Source organism: Thermomonas sp. (assembly GCF_023953935.1).
Taxonomy (GTDB): domain Bacteria; phylum Pseudomonadota; class Gammaproteobacteria; order Xanthomonadales; family Xanthomonadaceae; genus Thermomonas.
The window spans coordinates 1-19,695 of record NZ_JAMLIW010000014.1 but is presented as its reverse complement, the minus strand read 5'-3'; the positions used below and the strand labels follow the sequence as shown (position 1 = coordinate 19,695).

The 19,695-nt window shown below is 65.9% G+C and carries 16 protein-coding genes, 8 tRNA genes and 1 other RNA gene; 12 read left to right on the top strand and 13 right to left on the bottom strand.

Annotated elements, in window-relative coordinates; translation table 11 throughout:
- Positions 1–101: 101 nt before the first annotated feature.
- From M9902_RS11920 to M9902_RS11895, 6 genes are all read right to left on the bottom strand, one after another.
- Entirely contained in the window at positions 102–869 is a 768-nt protein-coding gene (locus M9902_RS11920; protein WP_291230811.1) for a Bax inhibitor-1/YccA family protein, read from the bottom strand.
- Between the two features lie 121 nt (positions 870–990).
- Positions 991–1,075, bottom strand: a tRNA-Leu gene (locus tag M9902_RS11915).
- 340 nt (positions 1,076–1,415) lie between these two features.
- Positions 1,416–1,491: transfer RNA gene (locus tag M9902_RS11910), tRNA-Lys, on the bottom strand.
- Between the two features lie 67 nt (positions 1,492–1,558).
- A tRNA-His gene (locus M9902_RS11905) sits at positions 1,559–1,635 on the bottom strand.
- A 270-nt stretch (positions 1,636–1,905) separates the two neighbouring features.
- Positions 1,906–1,982: transfer RNA gene (locus M9902_RS11900), tRNA-Arg, on the bottom strand.
- A 32-nt stretch (positions 1,983–2,014) separates the two neighbouring features.
- Positions 2,015–2,091: transfer RNA gene (locus M9902_RS11895), tRNA-Pro, on the bottom strand.
- 270 nt (positions 2,092–2,361) lie between these two features.
- Between M9902_RS11895 and tig the strand changes: the two genes are divergently transcribed.
- The 8 genes from tig (at position 2,362) to M9902_RS11855 (ending at position 11,339) form a co-directional block, all read left to right on the top strand.
- Positions 2,362–3,654 carry a trigger factor gene (gene tig / locus M9902_RS11890; RefSeq protein WP_291230810.1) on the top strand — a complete coding sequence of 431 codons (1,293 nt, stop codon included), beginning with the start codon at positions 2,362–2,364 and terminating at the stop codon, positions 3,652–3,654.
- Positions 3,655–3,752: 98 nt separating this feature from the next.
- Positions 3,753–4,376 carry an ATP-dependent Clp endopeptidase proteolytic subunit ClpP gene (clpP, locus tag M9902_RS11885; RefSeq protein ID WP_291230802.1) on the top strand — a complete coding sequence of 208 codons (624 nt, stop codon included), beginning with the start codon at positions 3,753–3,755 and terminating at the stop codon, positions 4,374–4,376.
- A 105-nt stretch (positions 4,377–4,481) separates the two neighbouring features.
- Complete coding sequence (clpX, locus tag M9902_RS11880) at positions 4,482–5,771, top strand: ATP-dependent Clp protease ATP-binding subunit ClpX (RefSeq protein WP_297223255.1); 1,290 nt, start codon at positions 4,482–4,484, stop codon at positions 5,769–5,771.
- Between the two features lie 170 nt (positions 5,772–5,941).
- Positions 5,942–8,401: an endopeptidase La gene (gene lon / locus M9902_RS11875; protein WP_297223253.1), complete on the top strand. Its 2,460-nt coding sequence runs from the start codon at positions 5,942–5,944 to the stop codon at positions 8,399–8,401.
- Positions 8,402–8,606: 205 nt separating this feature from the next.
- Positions 8,607–8,879, top strand: a complete 273-nt coding sequence (locus M9902_RS11870; protein WP_297171682.1) for an HU family DNA-binding protein — start codon at positions 8,607–8,609, stop codon at positions 8,877–8,879.
- Between the two features lie 126 nt (positions 8,880–9,005).
- Positions 9,006–9,080 (top strand) — tRNA-Val (locus M9902_RS11865).
- A 97-nt stretch (positions 9,081–9,177) separates the two neighbouring features.
- Positions 9,178–9,254: transfer RNA gene (locus tag M9902_RS11860), tRNA-Asp, on the top strand.
- A 117-nt stretch (positions 9,255–9,371) separates the two neighbouring features.
- Positions 9,372–11,339: a peptidyl-prolyl cis-trans isomerase gene (locus M9902_RS11855; protein WP_297223251.1), complete on the top strand. Its 1,968-nt coding sequence runs from the start codon at positions 9,372–9,374 to the stop codon at positions 11,337–11,339.
- Between the two features lie 80 nt (positions 11,340–11,419).
- On the opposite strand, the gene M9902_RS11850 is transcribed toward M9902_RS11855, so the two are convergent.
- Both M9902_RS11850 and gloB read right to left on the bottom strand, forming a co-directional pair.
- Complete coding sequence (locus M9902_RS11850) at positions 11,420–12,208, bottom strand: enoyl-ACP reductase (protein WP_297223249.1); 789 nt, start codon at positions 12,206–12,208, stop codon at positions 11,420–11,422.
- Between the two features lie 124 nt (positions 12,209–12,332).
- Entirely contained in the window at positions 12,333–13,094 is a 762-nt protein-coding gene (gloB, locus tag M9902_RS11845; RefSeq protein ID WP_297223247.1) for a hydroxyacylglutathione hydrolase, read from the bottom strand.
- Positions 13,095–13,206: 112 nt separating this feature from the next.
- Here gloB and M9902_RS11840 point away from each other — a divergent pair, with 112 nt between their 5' ends.
- The 3 genes from M9902_RS11840 to dnaQ are packed head-to-tail and all read left to right on the top strand — an operon-like array spanning position 13,207 to position 15,070.
- Positions 13,207–13,872: a methyltransferase domain-containing protein gene (locus M9902_RS11840; RefSeq protein WP_297223245.1), complete on the top strand. Its 666-nt coding sequence runs from the start codon at positions 13,207–13,209 to the stop codon at positions 13,870–13,872.
- Positions 13,872–14,327 (top strand): ribonuclease HI, encoded by a 456-nt coding sequence (gene rnhA / locus M9902_RS11835; RefSeq protein ID WP_297171693.1) that lies wholly within the window; start codon positions 13,872–13,874, stop codon positions 14,325–14,327. Before M9902_RS11840 ends, rnhA begins: the two co-directional genes overlap by 1 nt.
- Positions 14,327–15,070: a DNA polymerase III subunit epsilon gene (gene dnaQ, locus M9902_RS11830; protein WP_297223242.1), complete on the top strand. Its 744-nt coding sequence runs from the start codon at positions 14,327–14,329 to the stop codon at positions 15,068–15,070. The genes rnhA and dnaQ overlap by 1 nt, the downstream gene beginning before the upstream one ends.
- Positions 15,071–15,094: 24 nt before the next feature.
- Here dnaQ and M9902_RS11825 read toward each other — a convergent pair whose 3' ends face one another.
- The 3 genes from M9902_RS11825 to M9902_RS11815 all read right to left on the bottom strand — a co-directional run bounded on the left by M9902_RS11825 (position 15,095) and on the right by M9902_RS11815 (position 17,316).
- Positions 15,095–15,799, bottom strand: a complete 705-nt coding sequence (locus M9902_RS11825; RefSeq protein WP_297171696.1) for a PP2C family serine/threonine-protein phosphatase — start codon at positions 15,797–15,799, stop codon at positions 15,095–15,097.
- Positions 15,800–16,359: 560 nt separating this feature from the next.
- Positions 16,360–16,450: transfer RNA gene (locus M9902_RS11820), tRNA-Ser, on the bottom strand.
- 134 nt (positions 16,451–16,584) lie between these two features.
- Entirely contained in the window at positions 16,585–17,316 is a 732-nt protein-coding gene (locus tag M9902_RS11815; RefSeq protein ID WP_297171698.1) for a hypothetical protein, read from the bottom strand.
- Between the two features lie 46 nt (positions 17,317–17,362).
- Here M9902_RS11815 and M9902_RS11810 point away from each other — a divergent pair, with 46 nt between their 5' ends.
- Positions 17,363–18,106, top strand: coding sequence for a 3-deoxy-D-manno-octulosonic acid kinase (locus M9902_RS11810; RefSeq protein ID WP_297171700.1), 744 nt, complete (start codon positions 17,363–17,365; stop codon positions 18,104–18,106).
- A 94-nt stretch (positions 18,107–18,200) separates the two neighbouring features.
- On the opposite strand, the gene ffs is transcribed toward M9902_RS11810, so the two are convergent.
- Both ffs and M9902_RS11800 read right to left on the bottom strand, forming a co-directional pair.
- An RNA gene (ffs, locus tag M9902_RS11805) (signal recognition particle sRNA small type) lies at positions 18,201–18,297 on the bottom strand.
- Positions 18,298–18,458: 161 nt separating this feature from the next.
- On the bottom strand, positions 18,459–19,379 hold the full coding sequence (locus M9902_RS11800; RefSeq protein WP_297223241.1) for a restriction endonuclease: 921 nt from the start codon (positions 19,377–19,379) through the stop codon (positions 18,459–18,461).
- Between the last annotated feature and the right edge of the window lie 316 nt (positions 19,380–19,695).

Here is a 19,695-nt window from a genome sequence, read left to right as displayed (position 1 = left end):
TTGATTTCGCGCCGAAGGGCATCCGCCGCCGCCGTCTAGTCATCCGACAAGCAAAAAGGGCGCCCCGTGGCGCCCTTCTGCATTCCTGCGATGGGTGATCGTCAGTTGCGCGATTGCAGCTTCGACAGCAGCCGCAGCATTTCCAGGTACAGCCACACCAGGGTCACCAGCAGGCCGAAGGCGGCGTACCACTCCATGAACTTCGGCGCGCCGCGCTCGACGCCCTGTTCGATGAAGTCGAAGTCCAGCACCAGATTCAGCGCCGCCACGATCACCACGACCACGCTGAAGCCGATCCCCAGCGCGCTGCTGCCGTTGATGAAGCTCATGCCGTGGAAGCCGAACAGGTTCATGCCGATCTGGGCCAGATACATCAGCGCAATGCCGCCGGTGGCGGCGACCACGCCGAGCTTGAAGTTCTCGGTCGCCTTGATCAGGCCGCTGCGGTAGGCCATCAGCAGCGCGGCGAGGGTGCCGAAGGTGGCCAGCACCGCCTGGGTCACGATGCCGGGGTAGCGCAGCTCGAACATCGCCGAGATCGCGCCGAGGAACAGGCCTTCAAGGCCCGCGTACAGCGGCGCGGTCACCGGCGACCAGGTTTTCTTGAACACGGTGATCAAGGCGACGATGAAGCCGCCGATCGCGCCGCCCCAGACGTAGGGCATGATCGCGCCGGGGTTGCCGGCGGCCATCGCCGCCGAGAACTGCGACCAGCTGAACAGGGCGCCGGCGAGGGTGATCACCAGCAGCAGCGCGGTCTTGTTGACGGTGCCGTTGAGGGTCATTGCCCCGCTGTCGCTGCGGACCACGGTGCCGCTGCCAAGATCGAGGAAAGTCTTGTCGGAAAGTGCGGGGTTGCCGCTGCGCATGATGGCCATGATGTGTTCGTCGTACTCGGGTTGGGGTGCGGGAAGACCGCCTGCAGGGGAGCATACCCTGCCTGCGCGCGCTTGGGCGAAGCCCCGCTGAACGCGGCGCTGAACGCGGGCGTGGTGCGAAAGGCGGGACTCGAACCCGCACGCCTTGCGGCACTGGAACCTAAATCCAGGGCGTCTGCCAATTCCGCCACTTTCGCGTGGCGGGAATTGTAGCGGTTTGCCGTCGTGAACCCGCCCGCTTGCGGCGATTGCGGGCATTGCGCGGCCGGGCCCGCGCAGCGGGCGAACCGGAGGTTCGAATCCGGATGTTGGTCTGGTCGAAAAGAAAACGCCCGGCGTTGGGCCGGGCGCTTCGGGGAGTGGTGGGCCGTCAAGGGTGAGCGGGGCTTTCGAGCCGCGCAGCGGCGAGCCCGCGAACGCCCGTCGCGCTGCATCGCGGCGGGCCGGGCCCGCGCAGCGGGCGAACCGGAGGTTCGAATCCGGATGTTGGTCTGGTCGAAAAGAAAACGCCCGGCTTTGGCCGGGCGCTTCGGGGAGTGGTGGGCCGTCAAGGATTCGAACCTTGGACCTACTGATTAAGAGTCAGCTGCTCTACCAACTGAGCTAACGGCCCCGAAAGGATGCGGATTGTAGCAAGCCTCCGCAGTCCTGCAAATGCGCAGTCCGCGGCAGCGGGAAGATGGGGTGGCTGATGGGACTCGAACCCACGACATCTGGAATCACAATCCAGGACTCTAACCAACTGAGCTACAGCCACCATTGTTTGCAATATTCGACACGTCCATCCATGGAGCCTTCGCCGCTCGGCATCCCTGCCTCGCCCTCACGGCGCCGGAAGGCGCCGTTCGACCAACTGAGCTACAGCCACCATATTTGCAAAAACTTACACGTCCATCCATGGAGCGCCAGCCGCTCGGCATCCTTGCCTCGCCCTCACGGCGCCGGAAGGCGCCGTTCGACCAACTGAGCTACAGCCACCATATTTGCAAAAGCTTACACGTCCCTCCTGAACCTGACGGCGCCGTGATGGCGCGCCCGGCAGGAATCGAACCTGCAACCCCCGGCTTAGAAGGCCGGTGCTCTATCCGGTTGAGCTACGGGCGCACAGTCCGGACCCTTGCGATGCGATGCCGGAATGGTCGGGGTAGAGGGATTCGAACCCCCGACATCCTGCTCCCAAAGCAGGCGCGCTACCAGACTGCGCTATACCCCGCCGGCGGCACCGCCCCGCCGCTGCACGCAACGATCCGGGTTGCGTCCGGGCGGCGAAGGGTCGGGCATTGTCGGCCGTGCCCCCGCCGCCTGTCAACGCAAGTGCGGGCGAATGCGTGACAGGAGGGGGCGAAATAAGCGAAACTTGCACGTTCCGCACCGCCGATCGCCGGCTGCCCCGCCACGGGCGCGCCCGATCCGCTGCAACCCATCCCGTCACCGTGGATTCCCGAGAATCCATCCCGAGAATTCATCCAGGAGTCATCGCATCATGCAAGTTTCGGTCGAGTCCAACGGCTCCCTCGAGCGCCGCGTCATTTTCAGCCTGCCCGCAGGCGACATCGATGCCGAGGTTGGCAGCCGCCTGCGCGAAATCGCGCGTACCGTGCGCATCAAGGGGTTCCGCCCCGGCAAGGTGCCGTCCAAGGTGGTTGAACAGCGCTACGGCGGCCAGGTCCGCGCCGAGATCGTCGACGGGCTGGTGCGCGAGGGCCTGGACAAGGCGGTCCGCGAGAATGAGCTGAAGGTGGCCGGCCTGCCGCAGGTGACCCTCGACGACAGCGCCGCCGAGGGTGAGATCAAGTACGTGGCTTCGGTCGAGCTGGTGCCGGATTTCGGCGAACTCGACATGGAGAAACTCGAGGTCGTCCGCAACACCGCCGAAGTGACCGACGCCGACATCGACCGGATGCTGGAAAACCTGCGCGTGCAGCGTGCGACCTGGGTCAGGGTGGAGCGTGAAGCCAAGCCGGGCGATCTGGCCAACCTGGAAATTTCCAGCACCGTCGATGGCATGCGCACGCCGGTCGAAGGCATGGAAAAGACCAGCACCGTGCTGGGCTCGGCGGCCATCTACACCGAAGTCGAAGCGGCCATCGTCGGGATGCGCCCGGGGGAAGAGAAGACAATCGATGTCACCTTGCCGGTGGACTGGCACATTCCGCAGTTCGCAGGCAAGACCGTCACCTCGACGTTCCACCTGGTGGACATCTCCGAGCAGGTGCTGCCCGAGGTCAACGCCGCGTTCATCCGCAGCTTCGGCATCAAGAGCGGCGAGGAGGAGCAGTTCCGCAGCGAGATCCGCAGCAATCTCGAACGCGAGCTCAAGGGTGCGCTGATGGCGCGCCTGCGCACCGCGGTCGGTGACCAGCTGGTGGCCACTTACAAGGACGTCGAACTGCCGCCGCGTCTGGTCGAGACCGAAGCGCGCAATCTGCAGGCCAATGCCGCCGAAGATGCGCGTCGCCGTGGACAGACCGTCACCGCGACCCCGGAAGCGTTCCAGGACGCCGCCCGCAAGCGCGTGCTGGTCGGTCTGCTGGTCGGTGAAATCGCCCGTCGCAACAACCTGCAGCTCGAACGCGAGCGGTTGGAAGAGATGCTGCGCCTGATCGCCTCGACCTACGAGCAGCCCGAGCAGGTGTTCGCGCTGTATCGCAACGACCCGCGGATGATGCAGAACCTGCAGAATCGGGTGATGGAAGAGCAGGTGATCGACTGGATCGCCGAGCGCGCCAGGCACACCGAGGTCGCGCTCAGCTTCCAGCAGGCGCTGGAGGGGTGATCGCCTTGGCGGCGGGAACTTTCCAGCCGCCGCGCAGCTCCATCCAGTGATCGATTTGAACGCGCAACCCGTCCGCACGAATTGACCGAGCAATGCCCATGGATCCGATCAAAGCCCTGAACCTGGTGCCGATGGTGGTCGAACAGACCAGCCGGGGCGAGCGCGCCTACGACATCTACTCGCGCCTGCTGAAGGAGCGGGTGATCTTCCTGGTGGGCGGGATCGATGACCACGTGGCCAACGTGATCGTCGCCCAGATGCTGTTTCTGGAAGCGGAAAACCCGGAAAAGGACATCAGCCTGTACATCAACTCGCCGGGCGGGATCGTGACGGCGGGCATGGCGATCTACGACACCATGCAGTACATCCGCCCCGACGTGAGCACCATCTGCGTCGGCCAGGCAGCCTCGATGGGCGCGGTGCTGCTGGCGGCCGGCGCGCCCGGCAAGCGCTACGCGCTGCCCAATTCGCGGGTGATGATCCACCAGCCGCTGGGCGGTGCCCAGGGACAGGCCACCGACATCGACATCCAGGCACGTGAAATCCTCTCGATGCGCGAGCGCCTGAACGAGATCCTGGCCCGCCACACCGGCCAGCCGATCGAGACCATCGCGCGGGACACCGACCGCGACAATTTCAAGAGCGCGCAGGCGGCGCGCGACTACGGGCTGGTGGACGAAGTCCTCAACCGGCGGCCGGATGAGTCGATCCAGGCCAACTGACGCCGGCGGGAGCGGATGGGTGGCGGCGCGGCGACAGGTGGTGCCGTCGGCGTGGCCGTGTAGTATTCTCGGGCCGGCTCGGTACCGAATGCGAGCGAGTGGCGAATGAGCGAAGATCGATCGGGACGCAACAGCGGTGACAGCGGCAAGATCCTGTACTGCTCTTTCTGCGGAAAGAGCCAGCACGAGGTACGCAAGCTGATTGCCGGCCCCAGCGTGTTCATCTGCGATGAATGTGTGGACCTGTGCAACGACATCATCCGCGAGGAGCTCGAGGACAAGACCCAGTCCACCCGCAGTTCGCTGCCCAAGCCGCGTGAAATCCTCGATGTGCTCGATCAGTACGTGATCGGCCAGCAGCGCGCCAAGCGCACGCTGGCGGTGGCGGTCTACAACCACTACAAGCGCATTGAAAGCCGGCAGAAGTCCGACGATGTCGAACTGGCCAAGTCCAACATCCTGCTGATCGGGCCGACCGGTTCGGGCAAGACGCTGCTGGCGGAAACGCTGGCGCGCATGCTCAACGTGCCCTTCACCATGGCCGATGCCACCACGCTGACCGAAGCCGGCTACGTCGGCGAGGACGTGGAAAACATCATCCAGAAGCTGCTGCAGAAGTGCGATTACGATGTCGACAAGGCCCAGCACGGCATCGTCTACATCGACGAAATCGACAAGATCTCGCGCAAGAGCGAGAACCCGTCGATCACCCGCGACGTCTCCGGCGAAGGCGTGCAGCAGGCGCTGCTGAAGCTGATCGAAGGCACCCTGGCCAGCGTGCCGCCGCAGGGCGGGCGCAAGCACCCGCAGCAGGAGTTCCTGCAGGTCGACACCCGCAACATCCTGTTCATCGTCGGCGGCGCGTTTGCCGGGCTGGACAAGGTGATCCAGCAGCGCAGCACCGAAGCCGGCGGGATCGGCTTCGGCGCCAAGGTCAAGAGCAGCGAGCGCAAGGCCGACATCGGCCAGGTGCTGGCGCAGGTCGAGCCGGAAGACCTGATCAAGTACGGCCTGATCCCCGAATTCGTCGGCCGCCTGCCGGTGGTCGCCACTCTGGAAGAGCTCGACGAGTCCGCGCTGGTCAAGATCCTCACCGAGCCCAAGAACGCCATCACCAAGCAGTTCAAGAAGCTGTTCGAGATGGAAGGCGTGGAGCTGGAAATCCGCCCGGATGCGCTGGCGGCAATCGCCAAGAAAGCACTCAAGCGCAAGACCGGCGCGCGCGGCCTGCGCACGATCGTCGAATCCACACTGCTCGACACCATGTTCGAGCTGCCCTCGCTGGAGAACGTCAGCAAGGTGGTGGTCGATGAGTCGGTGATCGAGCACAAGTCCGATCCCTACCTGATCTACCAGAACCCGCCGGCACCCGCGAAGGCGGCGTCGGCCGACTGAGCCGGTCCGGCCCGGGTCGAGGCGCCGGAAGGTCTTTTCGGCGCGAATTGCAAATGATTGAATTCACGGGCGATTCCGCGCGCGTCGCGGTGCGCGCTTGCAACCTGCGCCCGGCAACCCCATAACGCTGGCAGGACGACGCACGTCGTTTCGCTGCCCTTGGAGAGTTCATGGCCAACACGCCCACCGCCGAGTCCGTCGTGCTTCCGGTCCTGCCGCTGCGCGACGTCGTGGTGTTCCCGCACATGGTGATCCCGCTGTTCGTGGGCCGCGAGAAGTCGATCCGCGCGCTCGACATGGCCGTGGAAGGCGACAAGCGCATCCTGCTGGTGGCCCAGAAATCCGCCGAAACCGACGACCCGGCGGCGGCGGATCTGCATGCCGTGGGCACGGTGGCGCAGGTGCTGCAATTGCTCAAGCTGCCCGACGGCACCATCAAGGTGCTGGTGGAAGGACTGGAACGCGCCAGGGTCGCTTCCATGCACGCCGAGAGCGGTGCGCTGCTGGCGAATGCGACCGTGATCGCCCCGCTGTTGAACCGCGAGCCGCGCGAGATCGAGGCGATCGGCCGCACCCTGCTGGGCCAATTCGAAACCTACGTCAAGTCCAACCGCAAGCTGCCGCCGGAACTGCTGCAGACGCTGGCGGGGATCGAAGATGCCGGCAAGCTGGCCGACACCGTGGCCGCGCATCTGGGCGTGCGCCTGATCGACAAGCAGAAGTTGCTGGAAACCCTGGACGCCGGCGACCGGCTGGAACTGCTGGTGGGTCTGGTCGATGGCGAACTCGACGTGCAGCAGATGGAAAAGCGCATCCGCGGCCGGGTCAAGTCGCAGATGGAGCGCGGCCAGCGCGAGTACTACCTCAACGAGCAGATGAAGGCGATCCAGAAGGAGCTGGGCGAGCTCGACGACGTGCCCAACGACCTCGACCAGCTGGCCAAGCGGATCGCCGCGGCCGGCATGCCGAAGGTGGTCGAAACCAAGGCCAAGGCCGAACTCGCCAAGCTCAAGCAGATGTCGCCGATGTCGGCGGAAGCCGGCGTGGTGCGCAATTACCTCGACTGGCTGCTGGGCGTGCCGTGGAAGAAGCGCAGCAAGATCCGCAAGGACCTCAAGGCCGCGCAGACCACGCTCGATGCCGATCACTACGGGCTGGAAAAGGTCAAGGAACGCATCCTCGAATACCTCGCGGTGCAGTCGCGGGTATCACGGATGAAGGGACCGATCCTGTGCCTGGTCGGCCCGCCCGGCGTCGGCAAGACCTCGCTCGGCCAAAGCATCGCGCGGGTCACCAACCGCAAGTTCGTGCGCATGGCGCTGGGCGGCGTGCGCGACGAGGCCGAGATCCGCGGCCACCGCCGCACCTACGTCGGCTCGATGCCGGGCCGGATCGTGCAGAACCTCAACAAGGCGGGGACGAAGAACCCGCTGTTCATGCTCGACGAGATCGACAAGATGTCGATGGACTTCCGCGGCGATCCTTCCTCGGCGCTGCTGGAGGTGCTCGATCCCGAGCAGAACCACGCCTTCAACGACCATTACCTCGAAGTCGACCTCGACCTGTCCGAAGTGATGTTCATCGCCACCTCCAACTCGCTGAACATTCCCGGCCCGCTGCTCGATCGCATGGAAGTGATCCGCATTCCCGGCTATACCGAGGAAGAAAAGCTCAACATCGCCACCCGCTATCTTGTGCCAAAACAGCTCAAGGCCAACGGCCTGCGCGAGGGTGAGCTGGAGATCGCCGAATCGGCCATCGTTGACATCATCCGCTACTACACGCGTGAATCCGGCGTGCGCAATCTTGAACGCGAGATCGCCCGGATCGCGCGCAAGGTGGTCAAGGAAATCGCGCTCAAGGGGCCGCAGCCAAAGCCAGCGAAGGGCAAGGCTCGCAAGGCCAAGCCGGTTGTGGTCAGTGCGAAGAACCTCGACAAGTACCTCGGCGTGCAGCGCTTCGATTTCGGTCGCGCCGAAGCCGAGAACGAGATCGGTCTGGTGACCGGATTGGCGTGGACCGAGGTCGGCGGCGACCTGCTGCAGATCGAATCCACGCTGGTGCCGGGCAAGGGCGCCGTGATCCTGACCGGGCAGCTGGGTGACGTGATGAAGGAGTCGGCTTCGGCGGCGCTGTCGGTGGTGCGCGCGCGCACCGAGCAGCTCGGCATCGAACTGGATTTCCTGCAGAAGCACGATCTCCACATCCACGTGCCGGACGGCGCCACGCCGAAGGACGGGCCCAGCGCGGGCATTGCGATGGCCACCTCGCTGGTGTCGATGTTGACGAAGATCCCGGTGCGGCACGATGTGGCGATGACCGGCGAGATCACGCTGCGCGGCAAGGTCAGTGCGATTGGCGGGCTGAAGGAAAAGCTGCTGGCCGCGCTGCGCGGCGGCATCAGGACGGTGCTGATTCCGGAGGAGAATCGCAAGGATCTTGCCGACATTCCCGCGACCGTGCGCGAGAAGCTGGAGATCGTGCCGGTGAAGTGGATCGACGAGGTGCTGGACCTGGCCCTCGAGCGCCCGATCGTCGCCCGCGCCGGCAACGGGACGCCGGCGAAGCTGCCGGCGACGAAGGGACGCGCCCGCGGCAAGGCCGGGTCGCGCCCCGCGATCAAGCATTGACTGCGCGCAATTTCAAGCACTTCCCGCTGAAACCCGCGCCAATGCTTGCTTTCGTGTTGCGCGCCGGCATTGGCGCTGGTATAAGGTCGATGACCGCAGTGCGCTTGCAGGGTGCTGCGGTGAACCCGGGCCTGTGACAGGGGAGCGTCATCGGGCCCGGCCAATGCATTCCGGTCGTACTTCCTCCAACGGAGCCATCAATCCAATGAACAAAGCCGATTTCATCGAAGCCGTGGCCGATGCCGCGGAACTCTCCAAGGCCGATGCCGGCCGTGCCGTCGACGGGATGATCCACGCGATCACCAAGGCCCTGAAGAAGGGCGATACGGTCACCTTGGTGGGCTTCGGCACCTTCTCGGTCCGCAAGCGCGGTGCCCGCACCGGCCGCAATCCGCGCACCGGCGACACCATCAAGATCAAGGCCTCGAAGAACCCGGCGTTCAAGGCCGGCAAGGCGCTCAAGGACGCGGTCAACTGACCTCACGCCTTCCGTGTCATCGTCAAAGCCCGGCCCTGCGCCGGGCTTTTTCGTTGTGGCGAGCGGATGCCGGAGGTGATGCCGAAGGTTTCGCTTGCGGCCTTGCGCTGCGATAATCCCGCCTGCGGGCACTTAGCTCAGCGGTAGAGCGGCTCCTTTACACGGAGCGGGTCGGGGGTTCGATCCCCTCAGTGCCCACCAGGCTGCATTCACGGGCCTGCGTGTCCGCGCAGGGATGGATGCGCAGGGGTGGATGTTGCATGCGGCGGAAGCGTCCGATAAACTTGTCGGTCTCTGCGGAGTGGTAGTTCAGTCGGTTAGAATGCTGGCCTGTCACGCCGGAGGTCGCGGGTTCGAGTCCCGTCCACTCCGCCAGTTGCAAAGCCGAGCCCCGCCGCAATGCGGGGCTTTTCTTTGCCCGCGATCCGCAGCGGAAGATTCTGGCGGCGCAGCGCGCTAAACTAGGCGGCTCGACCCGAACGCTGGCCCGCCATGCTGCAAGCTCTTCGCGACAAGACCACCGGCTGGATCGCCGGCATCATTCTCACGATCGTGACGGTTCCATTCGCCTTCTTCGGCATGGAGTCGTACATGCAGCAGAGCGTGGAAACCTACGTGGCGCGGATCGCGCAGCCGCCGACCTGGTGGCCTTCGGCACCGAACGTGTGGCCGATCACCTATCTGTGGACCAGCGCCGACATCGAGGCCGACGCCTTCCGCCAGCGGGTGGACCTGGTACGCGAGAACATGCGCCAGCGTCAGGGCGACAACTTCGACCCCAAGCAGTTCGAGTCGAAGGACAACAAGCGGCGCATCCTCGATGGCCTGATCGATGATCAGGTCCTGCAGTTCGCCGCCGAACAGGACGACCTCGCGATCAGTGACGAAGAGGTGCGCAAGGCGATTCAGGCCATGCCGGATTTCCAGGTGGACGGCGTGTTCAACGCGGACCGCTACCAGCTGATTCTGGCTTCGCAGAATCCGCCGCTGACGCCGACCGCGTTCCAGGACAAGATCCGCGAAGGCCTGAAGAATGACCTGATCCCGGCCGGCATTGCCGATTCGGCTTTCGTCACCGCGGCCGAAATCGACCGTTTGGCGCGCCTGCTGTCCGAGACCCGCGACGTCAACTGGGTGATGTTGCCGCTGCCGCCGGCGGACACCGCGCCGGTGACCGATGCGCAGATCACCGCGTGGTACGACGCCCACCGCAGCGAGTTCCGCAAGCCCGAATCGGTGCGTCTGGAATACGTCGTGGTCGATGGCAGCACCCTGCCCAAGCCCGCCAGCGATGACGCCGCGCTGCGCCAGCTGTACCAGCAGCAGATCGCCAAGTACTCCACCCCCGAGCAACGAGAGGTGTCGCACATCCTCGTGCAGGTGGCCGCCAATGCCAGCGAGTCCGAGAAGAAGGCGGCCGAGGCCAAGGCCAGGCGGCTGGCGGCCGAAGCGCGCGCGCCGGGCGCCGATTTCGCGGCGCTGGCACGCGCCAACTCCGACGATGCCGGCTCCAAGAACAAGGGCGGCGACCTCGGCTGGATCCGCAAGGAAGACATGGTGCCCGCGTTCGGCACCGCCGCCTTCGCCCTGCCGGCGGGCCAGATCAGTGCGCCGGTGAAAAGCGAATTCGGCTGGCACATCATCAAGGTCAGTGAAGTACGCCCGGCGGTCCAGCGCCCGTTCGAGGAGGTGCGCGCCGATCTCGAACGCGAGCTTGCGCAGGGGTCGCAGGAGCGCGAGTTCAACGACCTGATCGGCAAGCTGGTGGACGAAGTGCTGAAATCGCCGACCTCGCTGGAGCCGGCGGCCAAGGCAATGGGCCTGACCGTGCAGACCACGCCGGCATTCACCCGCGCGGGTGGGCCGGGGATCGCCGGTGACCAGAAGGTCCTGCGCGCCGCGTTCTCCGACACCCTGATCCAGGACGGCACCGCCAGCGACCCGATCGAGATCGGGCCGGACAAGACGGTCCTGATCCGGGTCTTCGACCACGAACCGGAGCGTGCGCTGCCGCTGGCGCAGGTGCGTGATGCCGTGATCGCGGCGATCCGCGCGGATCGCCAGCGGAAGGCCGCCGCCGCCGCCGCCGACGCGCTGCTCAAGGAGGCCGAGAGCAAGGGCCTGGCGGATGCCGCCAACGCGGCCAAGCTGGCGATGGGCGGGCTGGATGGCATGCAGCGCGGCATGCCGATACCGTCCCAGCAGGCGGCGGACGTGCTGTTCAACCAGCCGCGGCCGGAGAACGATCGCCCGCGTCTGGGCAAGGCGCTGGTGGGGGGCGCCTACATGGTGTACGCCATCCGCGCGGTCCACGATGGCAACCTTGCGCAAGTGACCGCGCAAGACCGCAACACCCTGCGTGAGCAGATGACGATGGCCAACGGCGAGCGCGCGCGCGAGGCGTTCATCCGGGCGCTGCGGGCGCGCTATCAGATCAAGGTGGCGGAAGACCGCTTGTAAACCCGATCGGCGGCAGGTGTGGAAACGAAAACGCCCGGGCAGCCCGGGCGTTTTCATTGCGCGTCGCGAAAGCGTTTCGGTCAGTCGATCCCGCTCATGCCCATGATGTTGTACCCGGCATCGACATAGGTCACCTCGCCGGTGATGCCGGCGGCCAGATCCGAGCACAGGAAGGCGGCGGTATTGCCCACGTCCTCGATGGTGACCACCCGGCGCAGCGGCGCCACTGCTTCGAACTGGCTGAGCATCTTGCGGAAGTTCGCCACGCCGCTGGCCGCCAGGGTGCGGATCGGGCCGGCCGAAATGGCATTCACGCGGGTGCCTTCCGGGCCCAGGGCCATCGCCATGTAGCGCACCGTGGCTTCCAGCGAGGCCTTGGCCACGCCCATCGTGTTGTAGTTGGCCAGCGCGCGCTCGGCGCCGAGGTAGGTCAGAGTGAGGATGCTGCCGTTGCGGCCCTTCATCAGCGGCCGCGCGGCCTTGCCGATTGCCGCCAGCGAGTAGGCGCTGATGTCGTGGGCGATGTGGTAGGCCTCGCGGCTGATGCCGTCGAGGAAGTCGCCTTCGATCGCCTCGCGCGGCGCGAAGGCGATGCAGTGCACGAGGATGTCGAAGCCGTCCGTCCAGTGCTTGCCCAGTTCGCTGAAGCAGGCATCGATCTGGGCATCGTCGGCCACGTCCAGCGGCAGCACGATATCGCTGCCGTATTCGGCCGCGGCAGCCTCCACCCGCGACTTCAGTTTTTCATTCTGGTAGGTCAGCGCCAGCTGCGCGCCCTCGCGGTGGAAGGCGTCGGCAATGCCGGTGGCGATCGAACGCTGGCTGGCGATGCCTGTCACCAGCGCACGCTTGCCTTGCAGGAATCCCATGGTCTCTCCTCGTGTTGGATGGGTGGCGGTGGGCAGACGGTGCGACACGGCAGCATCTGGACGTTGCAAGTTTGACGCCTGCGGTCGATGGCGTGAAGTGCAGGGGCATCCGCCGCGTCAGGGCTCAGGCGCGGAAAACGTCCTTCCAGCCGCGCAGGATGGCGAAGGTATCGGTGGCATCAACCGGCGTCCGGCCGGCGCGGCGCGCGGCGGCGGCGCGGACGGCCGGATCGTCACAGCGCAGGAACGGGTTGCAGGCGCGCTCGCTGCGCAGGGTGGTGGGCAGAGTCGGCTGGCCGGCGTCGTGGGCTGAACAGGCCTGGCCGATGCGCGCGCGCAGTGCGGGATTGTCCGGATCGACCGTCAGCGCGAATGCCGCGTTGGCCAGCGTGTATTCGTGCGCGCAGCACACCAGCGGGGCATCGGGCAGGTGCGCCAGCCGCTGCAGCGAAGCGTGCATCTGCTCCGGCGTGCCTTCGAACATCCGCCCGCAGCCGAGGCTGAACAGGGTATCGCCGCAGAACAGCAGGCCCTCGCCATGCCAGGCGATGTGGCTGCGGGTGTGGCCGGGAACCGCCAGCGCGGTGAAGCGCCACGGGCCGACCTGAATGGAATCACCGTCAGCGACGCGCCGGGTGGCCCGCGGGATGCGTGCGTCCTCGGGTGCGAACACCGGCGTGTCCGGCCAGCGCTCCAGCAGTTCGGGGACGCCGCCGATATGGTCATCGTGGTGATGGGTCAACAGGATTGCGTGCGGCGGCATTGGCCCGAGTTCGGCCAGCACGGGCGCAGCCTCGCCGGGATCGACCACCAGCGCGCGGCCGCCGCGATCGCGCAGCAGCCAGATGTAGTTGTCGGTGAAGGCGGGAACAGCGTGCAAGTCCATCGATGTCGCGGGTTCTCCGTTCCGGGTGACCATCATCGCATTGCCGGCGGCCGGATGAGCCATTGCAGTGAAGCACGGTGACGTTCGCGCGGCTTTCCCGCAAAATCCACGCATGCTGCCTGCATTCCACCGCCCGATCGATACCGCCGCAGCGGCCGCCTGGTTCGCTGGCGCCAGCGGGATGGCGCTGCTCGCCAGCGAAGCGGCCTGCGTGCGTGCGGCGATCCAGCAGTTCCCGCGCCAGCGAAGCCTGTGGCTGGGGCCGGCGGCAGCCGTTGCCGGGGAAGTGGAGGCGCAGATGCCCTCGTTGCGGTTGCAGCCGGAGCCAGCGCAGGGGTTTGCCGGCGATCTGCGCTGCGGGCCATCGCTGCCACTGGCCAGCGAGTGCTTCGCCGTCGTCATCATCCAGCATGCGCAGGAGATGACGGATGCGCCAGAAGCCCTGCTCGAAGAATGCGCGCGGGTGCTGATCCCCGGCGGCTGGCTGTGGCTGCTGGCGCTCAATCCGCTGGCCCCTTACCGATGGCGATGGAGTGGCCATGGCCTGCGCGGCCGCGAGCCGGTGGCATGGCGGCATCGGCTGCGTGCCGTGGGCCTGCTGCCCGAGCCGGTCTCGCAAGGCCTCGGCCCGGGCTGGCGTGCGGGCTCTGATCCGCATCCGCGCCCCGGCGTCGGCCTGCGTCCGGCGTTCCTGCTGCGCTGCGAAAAACGCACCCTGCCGTTGATGCCGATTCGCAAACCGCGCGCGATCGGCCTGCAGGCAGGCACTCCGGCATGATGGCTGCACGCAAGCAGGTGAGCATCCACACCGACGGCGCCTGTCTGGGCAATCCGGGGCCGGGCGGCTGGGCGGCGCTGCTGCGCTGGCAGGGCCACGAACGTGAACTTTCCGGCGGTGATGCGCAGACCACCAACAATCGCATGGAGCTGATGGCTACGATCGTCGCGCTCGAGACCCTGCGTGGCCCCTGTGCGGTGATTTTGACCACCGACTCGCAATACGTGCGCCAAGGCATTACCGAGTGGATGCCGGGCTGGGTGCGGCGCGGCTGGAAAACCTCCGGTGGCAGCGCGGTCAAGAACCGCGACCTGTGGGAGCGGCTGGCCCAGGCCGCTGCCCGGCATGCGGTGGACTGGCGCTGGGTCAAGGGTCATTCCGGCGATCCCGACAACGAACGGGTGGACCAGCTGGCCCGCGCGCAGGCCGAACAATTCAAGGAGCAGGCAGGCTGATGCGACAGGTCGTACTGGATACGGAAACCACCGGGCTGGAATGGAAGTCGGGCAACCGGGTGGTGGAAATCGGCTGCGTGGAGCTGCTGGAGCGACGGCCGACCGGGCGCACCTTCCAGCGCTATCTCAACCCGGATCGCGATTTCGAGCCGGGCGCACAGGAAGTGACGGGCCTGAGCCGCGAGTTCCTCGCCGACAAACCCGGTTTTGCCGAAGTGGCCGATGAGTTTCTCGCGTTCATCGAGGGCGCCGAACTCATCATCCACAACGCGGCCTTCGACCTCGGTTTCCTCGACGCCGAGCTGGCGCGCCTGGAGGGTCGCGGGAAGGTGCTGGACCGCTGTACGGTGGAAGACACCCTGCTGCTGGCGCGCGAACGCTATCCGGGCCAGCGCAACTCGCTGGACGCGTTGTGCAAACGCCTGGGCGTGGACAACTCGCAGCGCCAGCTGCACGGCGCATTGCTCGATGCCCAGATTCTGGCGGATGTCTACATCGCGCTGACCTCGGGACAGGGCGAAATCACGTTCGCCGATGCGTCGGGCTCCGCGACGACGGCCACCGAGGCCGCGACCATCGGGATGTCGGCTGCCGATGCCGCCCGGCGCCCGCGGGTGCGGGTGACGCCGGAAGACGCCGCCGCGCACGCCCGGCGACTTGCGCTGCTGGCGAAGAAATCCGGCCGCTGTCTGTGGCAGGAATCCGAGGCCCGGGCCGGGGCTGGGGTGGACGCGGGCGATTGAGCCTGAGGTCGGGCCGCGCCGGCGTCAATGGCTCCGTACCAGAATCGCGGTGATGTTGTCCGAGCCGCCGCCATCCAGCGCCGCGGCAATCAGGCCATCGACGCATTCCTGCGCGCTGCAGTCGACGTGCGCGAGCACCTGCGCAATCTGGCCGTCGTCCACCTCTTCGGTCAGCCCGTCGCTGCACAGCAGCAGTTGCATGCCGGGACGCAGCTCGCCGCTCAGGGTTTCGACGTTGAGCTGGTCGGGCGTCGTGACTCCCAGCGCCTGGGTGACGACGTTGCGGTGCGGGTGGCTGCGCGCCTGGGCCGGGCTGATGGCGCCCGTCGCGATCAATTCCTGCACGTAGCTGTGGTCCTGGGACAGCTGGGTCAGCGCACCGTCGCGCCACAGGTACACCCGGCTGTCGCCGACCCAGGCCACCTCGAAGCGGTTGCCATCGATCCGCGCAGCCACGATCGTGGTGCCCATGGGCAGGCTGTCGCCGCGCCGCTTCGAACAGCGGATGATGTCCTCGTCGGCAGTCCGGATTGCCTCTGACAGGCTGCTGCCGGCACGCACCGTACGCACCACGGCCTCACGCGCCAACGCGCTGGCCACCTCGCCGTAAGCGTGGCCGCCCATGCCATCGGCCACCAGCCAGAGGCCGAGTTCGGTGTCCCCGTAATACGTGTCTTCGTTCAGCTCGCGCCGAAGGCCGACATGCGTCAGGTGTCCGAATTCGATCATGCGGTCGGCAAGTTCAAGGGAATCAAATACAGGCAACGTAATCGGGCAATGAAACCGGACCGCGGACGCGATCCTTGCTTTTGTGCCGAACCGGGATGATCGCATCGTCGCGTGAATTCACGCGAAAATTCCGTCACAAACCGTGATGGCGTTCCGCTGTGCATGACTTCCAGCAGGGTGGGTTGCCGCGGACGGCCTTCGCCCGGCAAAGTGCCGAGCCCGGTCGGGATAGACGCGGGCCATCCATGGCCCGCGCCCTGCGGGCAGCCTGCGGCTGTCCCGATATACAGGCAATGCGCTCCTGGCGAATCAGTCGAACCCTGCGAGGGACTACGCCCTTCGTCCCTCTCCGCCAGATACGCAAAACGCCCCTTTCGGGGCGCTTTGCGTGACAAGGTGCGGTCGGGATAGACGCGGGCCATCCATGGCCCGCGCCCTGCGGGCAGCCTGCGGCTGTCCTGATTCGCTCCAGGCGAATCAGTCGAACCCTGCGAGGGACTACGCCTTCGTCCCTCTCCGCCAGATACGCAAAACGCCCCTTTCGGGGCGCTTTGCGTATCTGGCGGAGAGGGAGGGATTCGAACCCTCGGTAGGCTATAAACCTACGCCTGATTTCGAGTCAGGTACATTCAACCGCTCTGCCACCTCTCCGGAAGCGGGCCGCAAATGATACGGGGACGGCGGTTGCCGGGCAAGGCTGAGCCTCTTCCAACGACAAGTGAGCCCGGGAGAGACGGCACGGTTCCGACGACAAGTGAGCCCGGAAGTCGCTGACGGGGCGTCGTTCAACGCCAGTAATCGGCGATCCAGGGCGTGGGGCGGACCTTGCGGAACCACTTGCCGCTGCGACCGGCCAGCGCTTCGTCGGGGTGCGGATGGCCGTGGAAGGCGATCACGGCGGCGCCTTTGGGGATTTTCGGGGTGCCAAACCAACCCAGTGGCGCGGGGATGCAGTGCCGCTTGAAGCTGCGCACCCACTCGGCCGGCCAGTATTGCAGCTTGCCTGCGGAGGCCAAGGTGCCGGTGACGAATTCCTGCTCGTTGCGCACCTCGCGCAGGACCTTGGCTTGATCGTTCCGCAGGACGTCGAGCAGGCCCGACTGGGCGCCGGCCTCGAAGCGATACACCGAGGTGTTGCCGGTGCCGTCGCGCTTGTCCCATTCGCGAATGACCAGGAATTCGCCGGGCGGTTCGAAGAAGCGGTCGAGCGAATCGACGATCACCACGTCCAGGTCGATGAACAGTGTCGGCCCGGTGAGGTCATGGAGCGGACTGGCGAAGCTGGTCACCTTGAGCCAACCGTGCCCGCGCACCCACGGCACATGGTTGTCGAAGTCGGCGATGCCGATCGCCGGGATGTCGAACACCTCGATGTCAGGATCGATCCCGAGGCGGTCGTCGGTCAGGCAGACGAAGCGATGCTCGCGCGCCAGGTTGCGCTTGACCATCGAGCGCAGGCGGTTGACGTATTCGGGCCCGTACTTGGTGCCCCATTTGATGCAAAGCACATTGACCATCCATGAAGGATAGAGCAATGCCCGCGGGGAAGGTAGACTCGCAGGGATGGCCCATCTGGACCCCAATGAGCATCTGACGCCGTTCCATGACGCGCATGGCTACGGTGCGGTGCTTTTCGACCGTTCGAAGGTCCGCCAGCCCGACCCGGCCTGGTTCGATCCGGCCCACTGGGGCGAGGCCGCACAGCCGGTGGCGGGGAGCGGGCGCGGGGGAGCGTGGTTTCTCGATCTTGGTGAAGGCGAGGCTTTCCTGCGCCACTACCTGCGCGGCGGGCTGATCGCCCGGTTCAACCGCGACAAGCACCTCTGGCGCGGCATCCAGTACGCCCGCAGCTTTTCCGAATTCCGCCTGCTGCGCCAGCTGCGCGCGAAAAAACTGCCGGTCCCGATGGCGTATGCCGCATGGTATCGCCGCGAGGGCTTGCAGTATCGCGCCGCGATCCTGATGCAGCGGCTCCCGGACGTGCGCTCGCTGGCCGAGCTGGCCGGCAGCGAAGACGTGCCGTGGGAAGCCGTTGGCCAGCTTGTCGCCCGCTTCCACCGCGCCGGCGTGGACCACGCCGACCTCAACGCCCACAACCTGCTGTTCGATGCACGCTGGCACGGCTGGATGATTGATTTTGACCGCTCGCGGGTGCGCATCATTGCCTCAGGCTGGCGCGAGGCCAACCTGCTGCGCCTGCGTCGCTCGCTGCGCAAAGTGCGGGGCAGGCGCTCGGTGGCCGCGGTCGACGCCGATTTCGCGCGGCTGCGGGAAGGCTACGAGAAGGCTTGGGAAAAGGGAATCTGAGCTGCACCGGGCCGGGTTGCCAGCGAGATCAGGATGATCGAGCGCGGCAACGGCCCAGGGGCGGAAGGCAGCAACAGCTGTTGAAAAGGCGGTAGCCCCGCCGGCTGACCTCGGCACCCGCATCAGTCGATACCGTTGCTGCCTTCCGGCCCTGGCGGGGTTTTCGACCTGGCGTCGCGAGGGGCCGACGGGGCCACCATGGATGTGAAGCTGCTCGAGAAACGCTGCTCCGGCATGCGCGCGAGGCCACAAAGGGTCCCTGCGCTCTGCAAGTGCGAAAGTTTACATGGTTGCGCGGTCTTGCGGCAGTGCCTTGCGGCAAGTGACGCGCCGATGTGTCGGAATCGACGGTCTATTCATCGAAATAATCGCTGTCGATCTTCGGGATGCGGATCTGGCGGACGCTGACGCCGACGCCATGGTCGATCATCAGTGCTGCCAGTCGTTGCCCGTCCACCAGCACGATACCCTCGACGGAAGCCGCGAACTGGACGGCTTGCGTGCTGAATGAAGAGGTGGTGATGACAACGCCCTTGTTCGCGCGCAGGCCCCGGAGGGCGCCGAAGAATGCCTGGATTTCCGGCCTGCCGACACTGCCCTGCCAGCGTTTGGCTTGGATGTAAACCTTCTCCAACCCGAGCTTGTCCAGCGAGATGATGCCGTCGATGCCGCCGTCGTTGCTGCCGCCCACGCGCTGCAGCGATGCTTTGCTGGCGCCATAACCCATGTTGTGGAGGACATCGAGGACGATGGCTTCAAAGAAGGTTGGTGAGGCGGAGAGCAGAAGATCCAGCAGATCGCCGATCACCGAGGCACGAATTTCGCGGATGGCATCGTCCAGCTGTTCGTCGGGACTTTGCGGCGAAGAACTCTGGACTGCGCGCGCTTCCGTGGGCTCCGATGCGTTGTTGCCATCGTCCTTGATCGGCCCGAGTCGGACGTCGAGTGAAGTGGTCGCGATGCGGCGGACCTCACTTGCCGGCAGTGGCGAAGACATGGAATTCGCGTACTTCAGCCCGGCTTGGGTGAGCTGCCAGTAACCACGTTTCTGGCTGGTCGAGTAGCCGCAGCGTTTGAGCCGGTCATGTGCCCAACCGCAGCGGTTCTGGTAGGTGGACTGACCGGCGGCCACGGTTTCCTGCCGTTGTTCCGCGGTCAGGCCCAACAACTCTGCAACGCCTTCGTGAGCATCTCGGGCGCGAATGGGATCTTTCTGTATTGCCAGCAATCGCAGAAGAGGATCGATGAACTGGTCGTAGGTTGGAATGGACACAGCGGGCTCCATCAACAGGTAATAATCAGTCTATTCGAGTCGAAGCAAGCCCAGTGGCGGTGGGGTGATTTCGGGCAGTTTCGATTCGCTCCGGGGGATAGACGCGGGCCATCCCTGGCCCGCGCCCTGCGGGCAACCTGCGGCTGTCCTGATTCGGTCCGGCGAATCAGTCGAACCCCGACGGGGGACACCTCGTCCGCTTCTCTCCGCCAGACACGAAAACGCCCGGCCTGGGGGCGAATCTTGCAAGTCAGACTTCGGGGGATAGACGCGGGCCATCCATGGCCCGCGCCCTTCGGGCAGCCTGCGGCTGTCC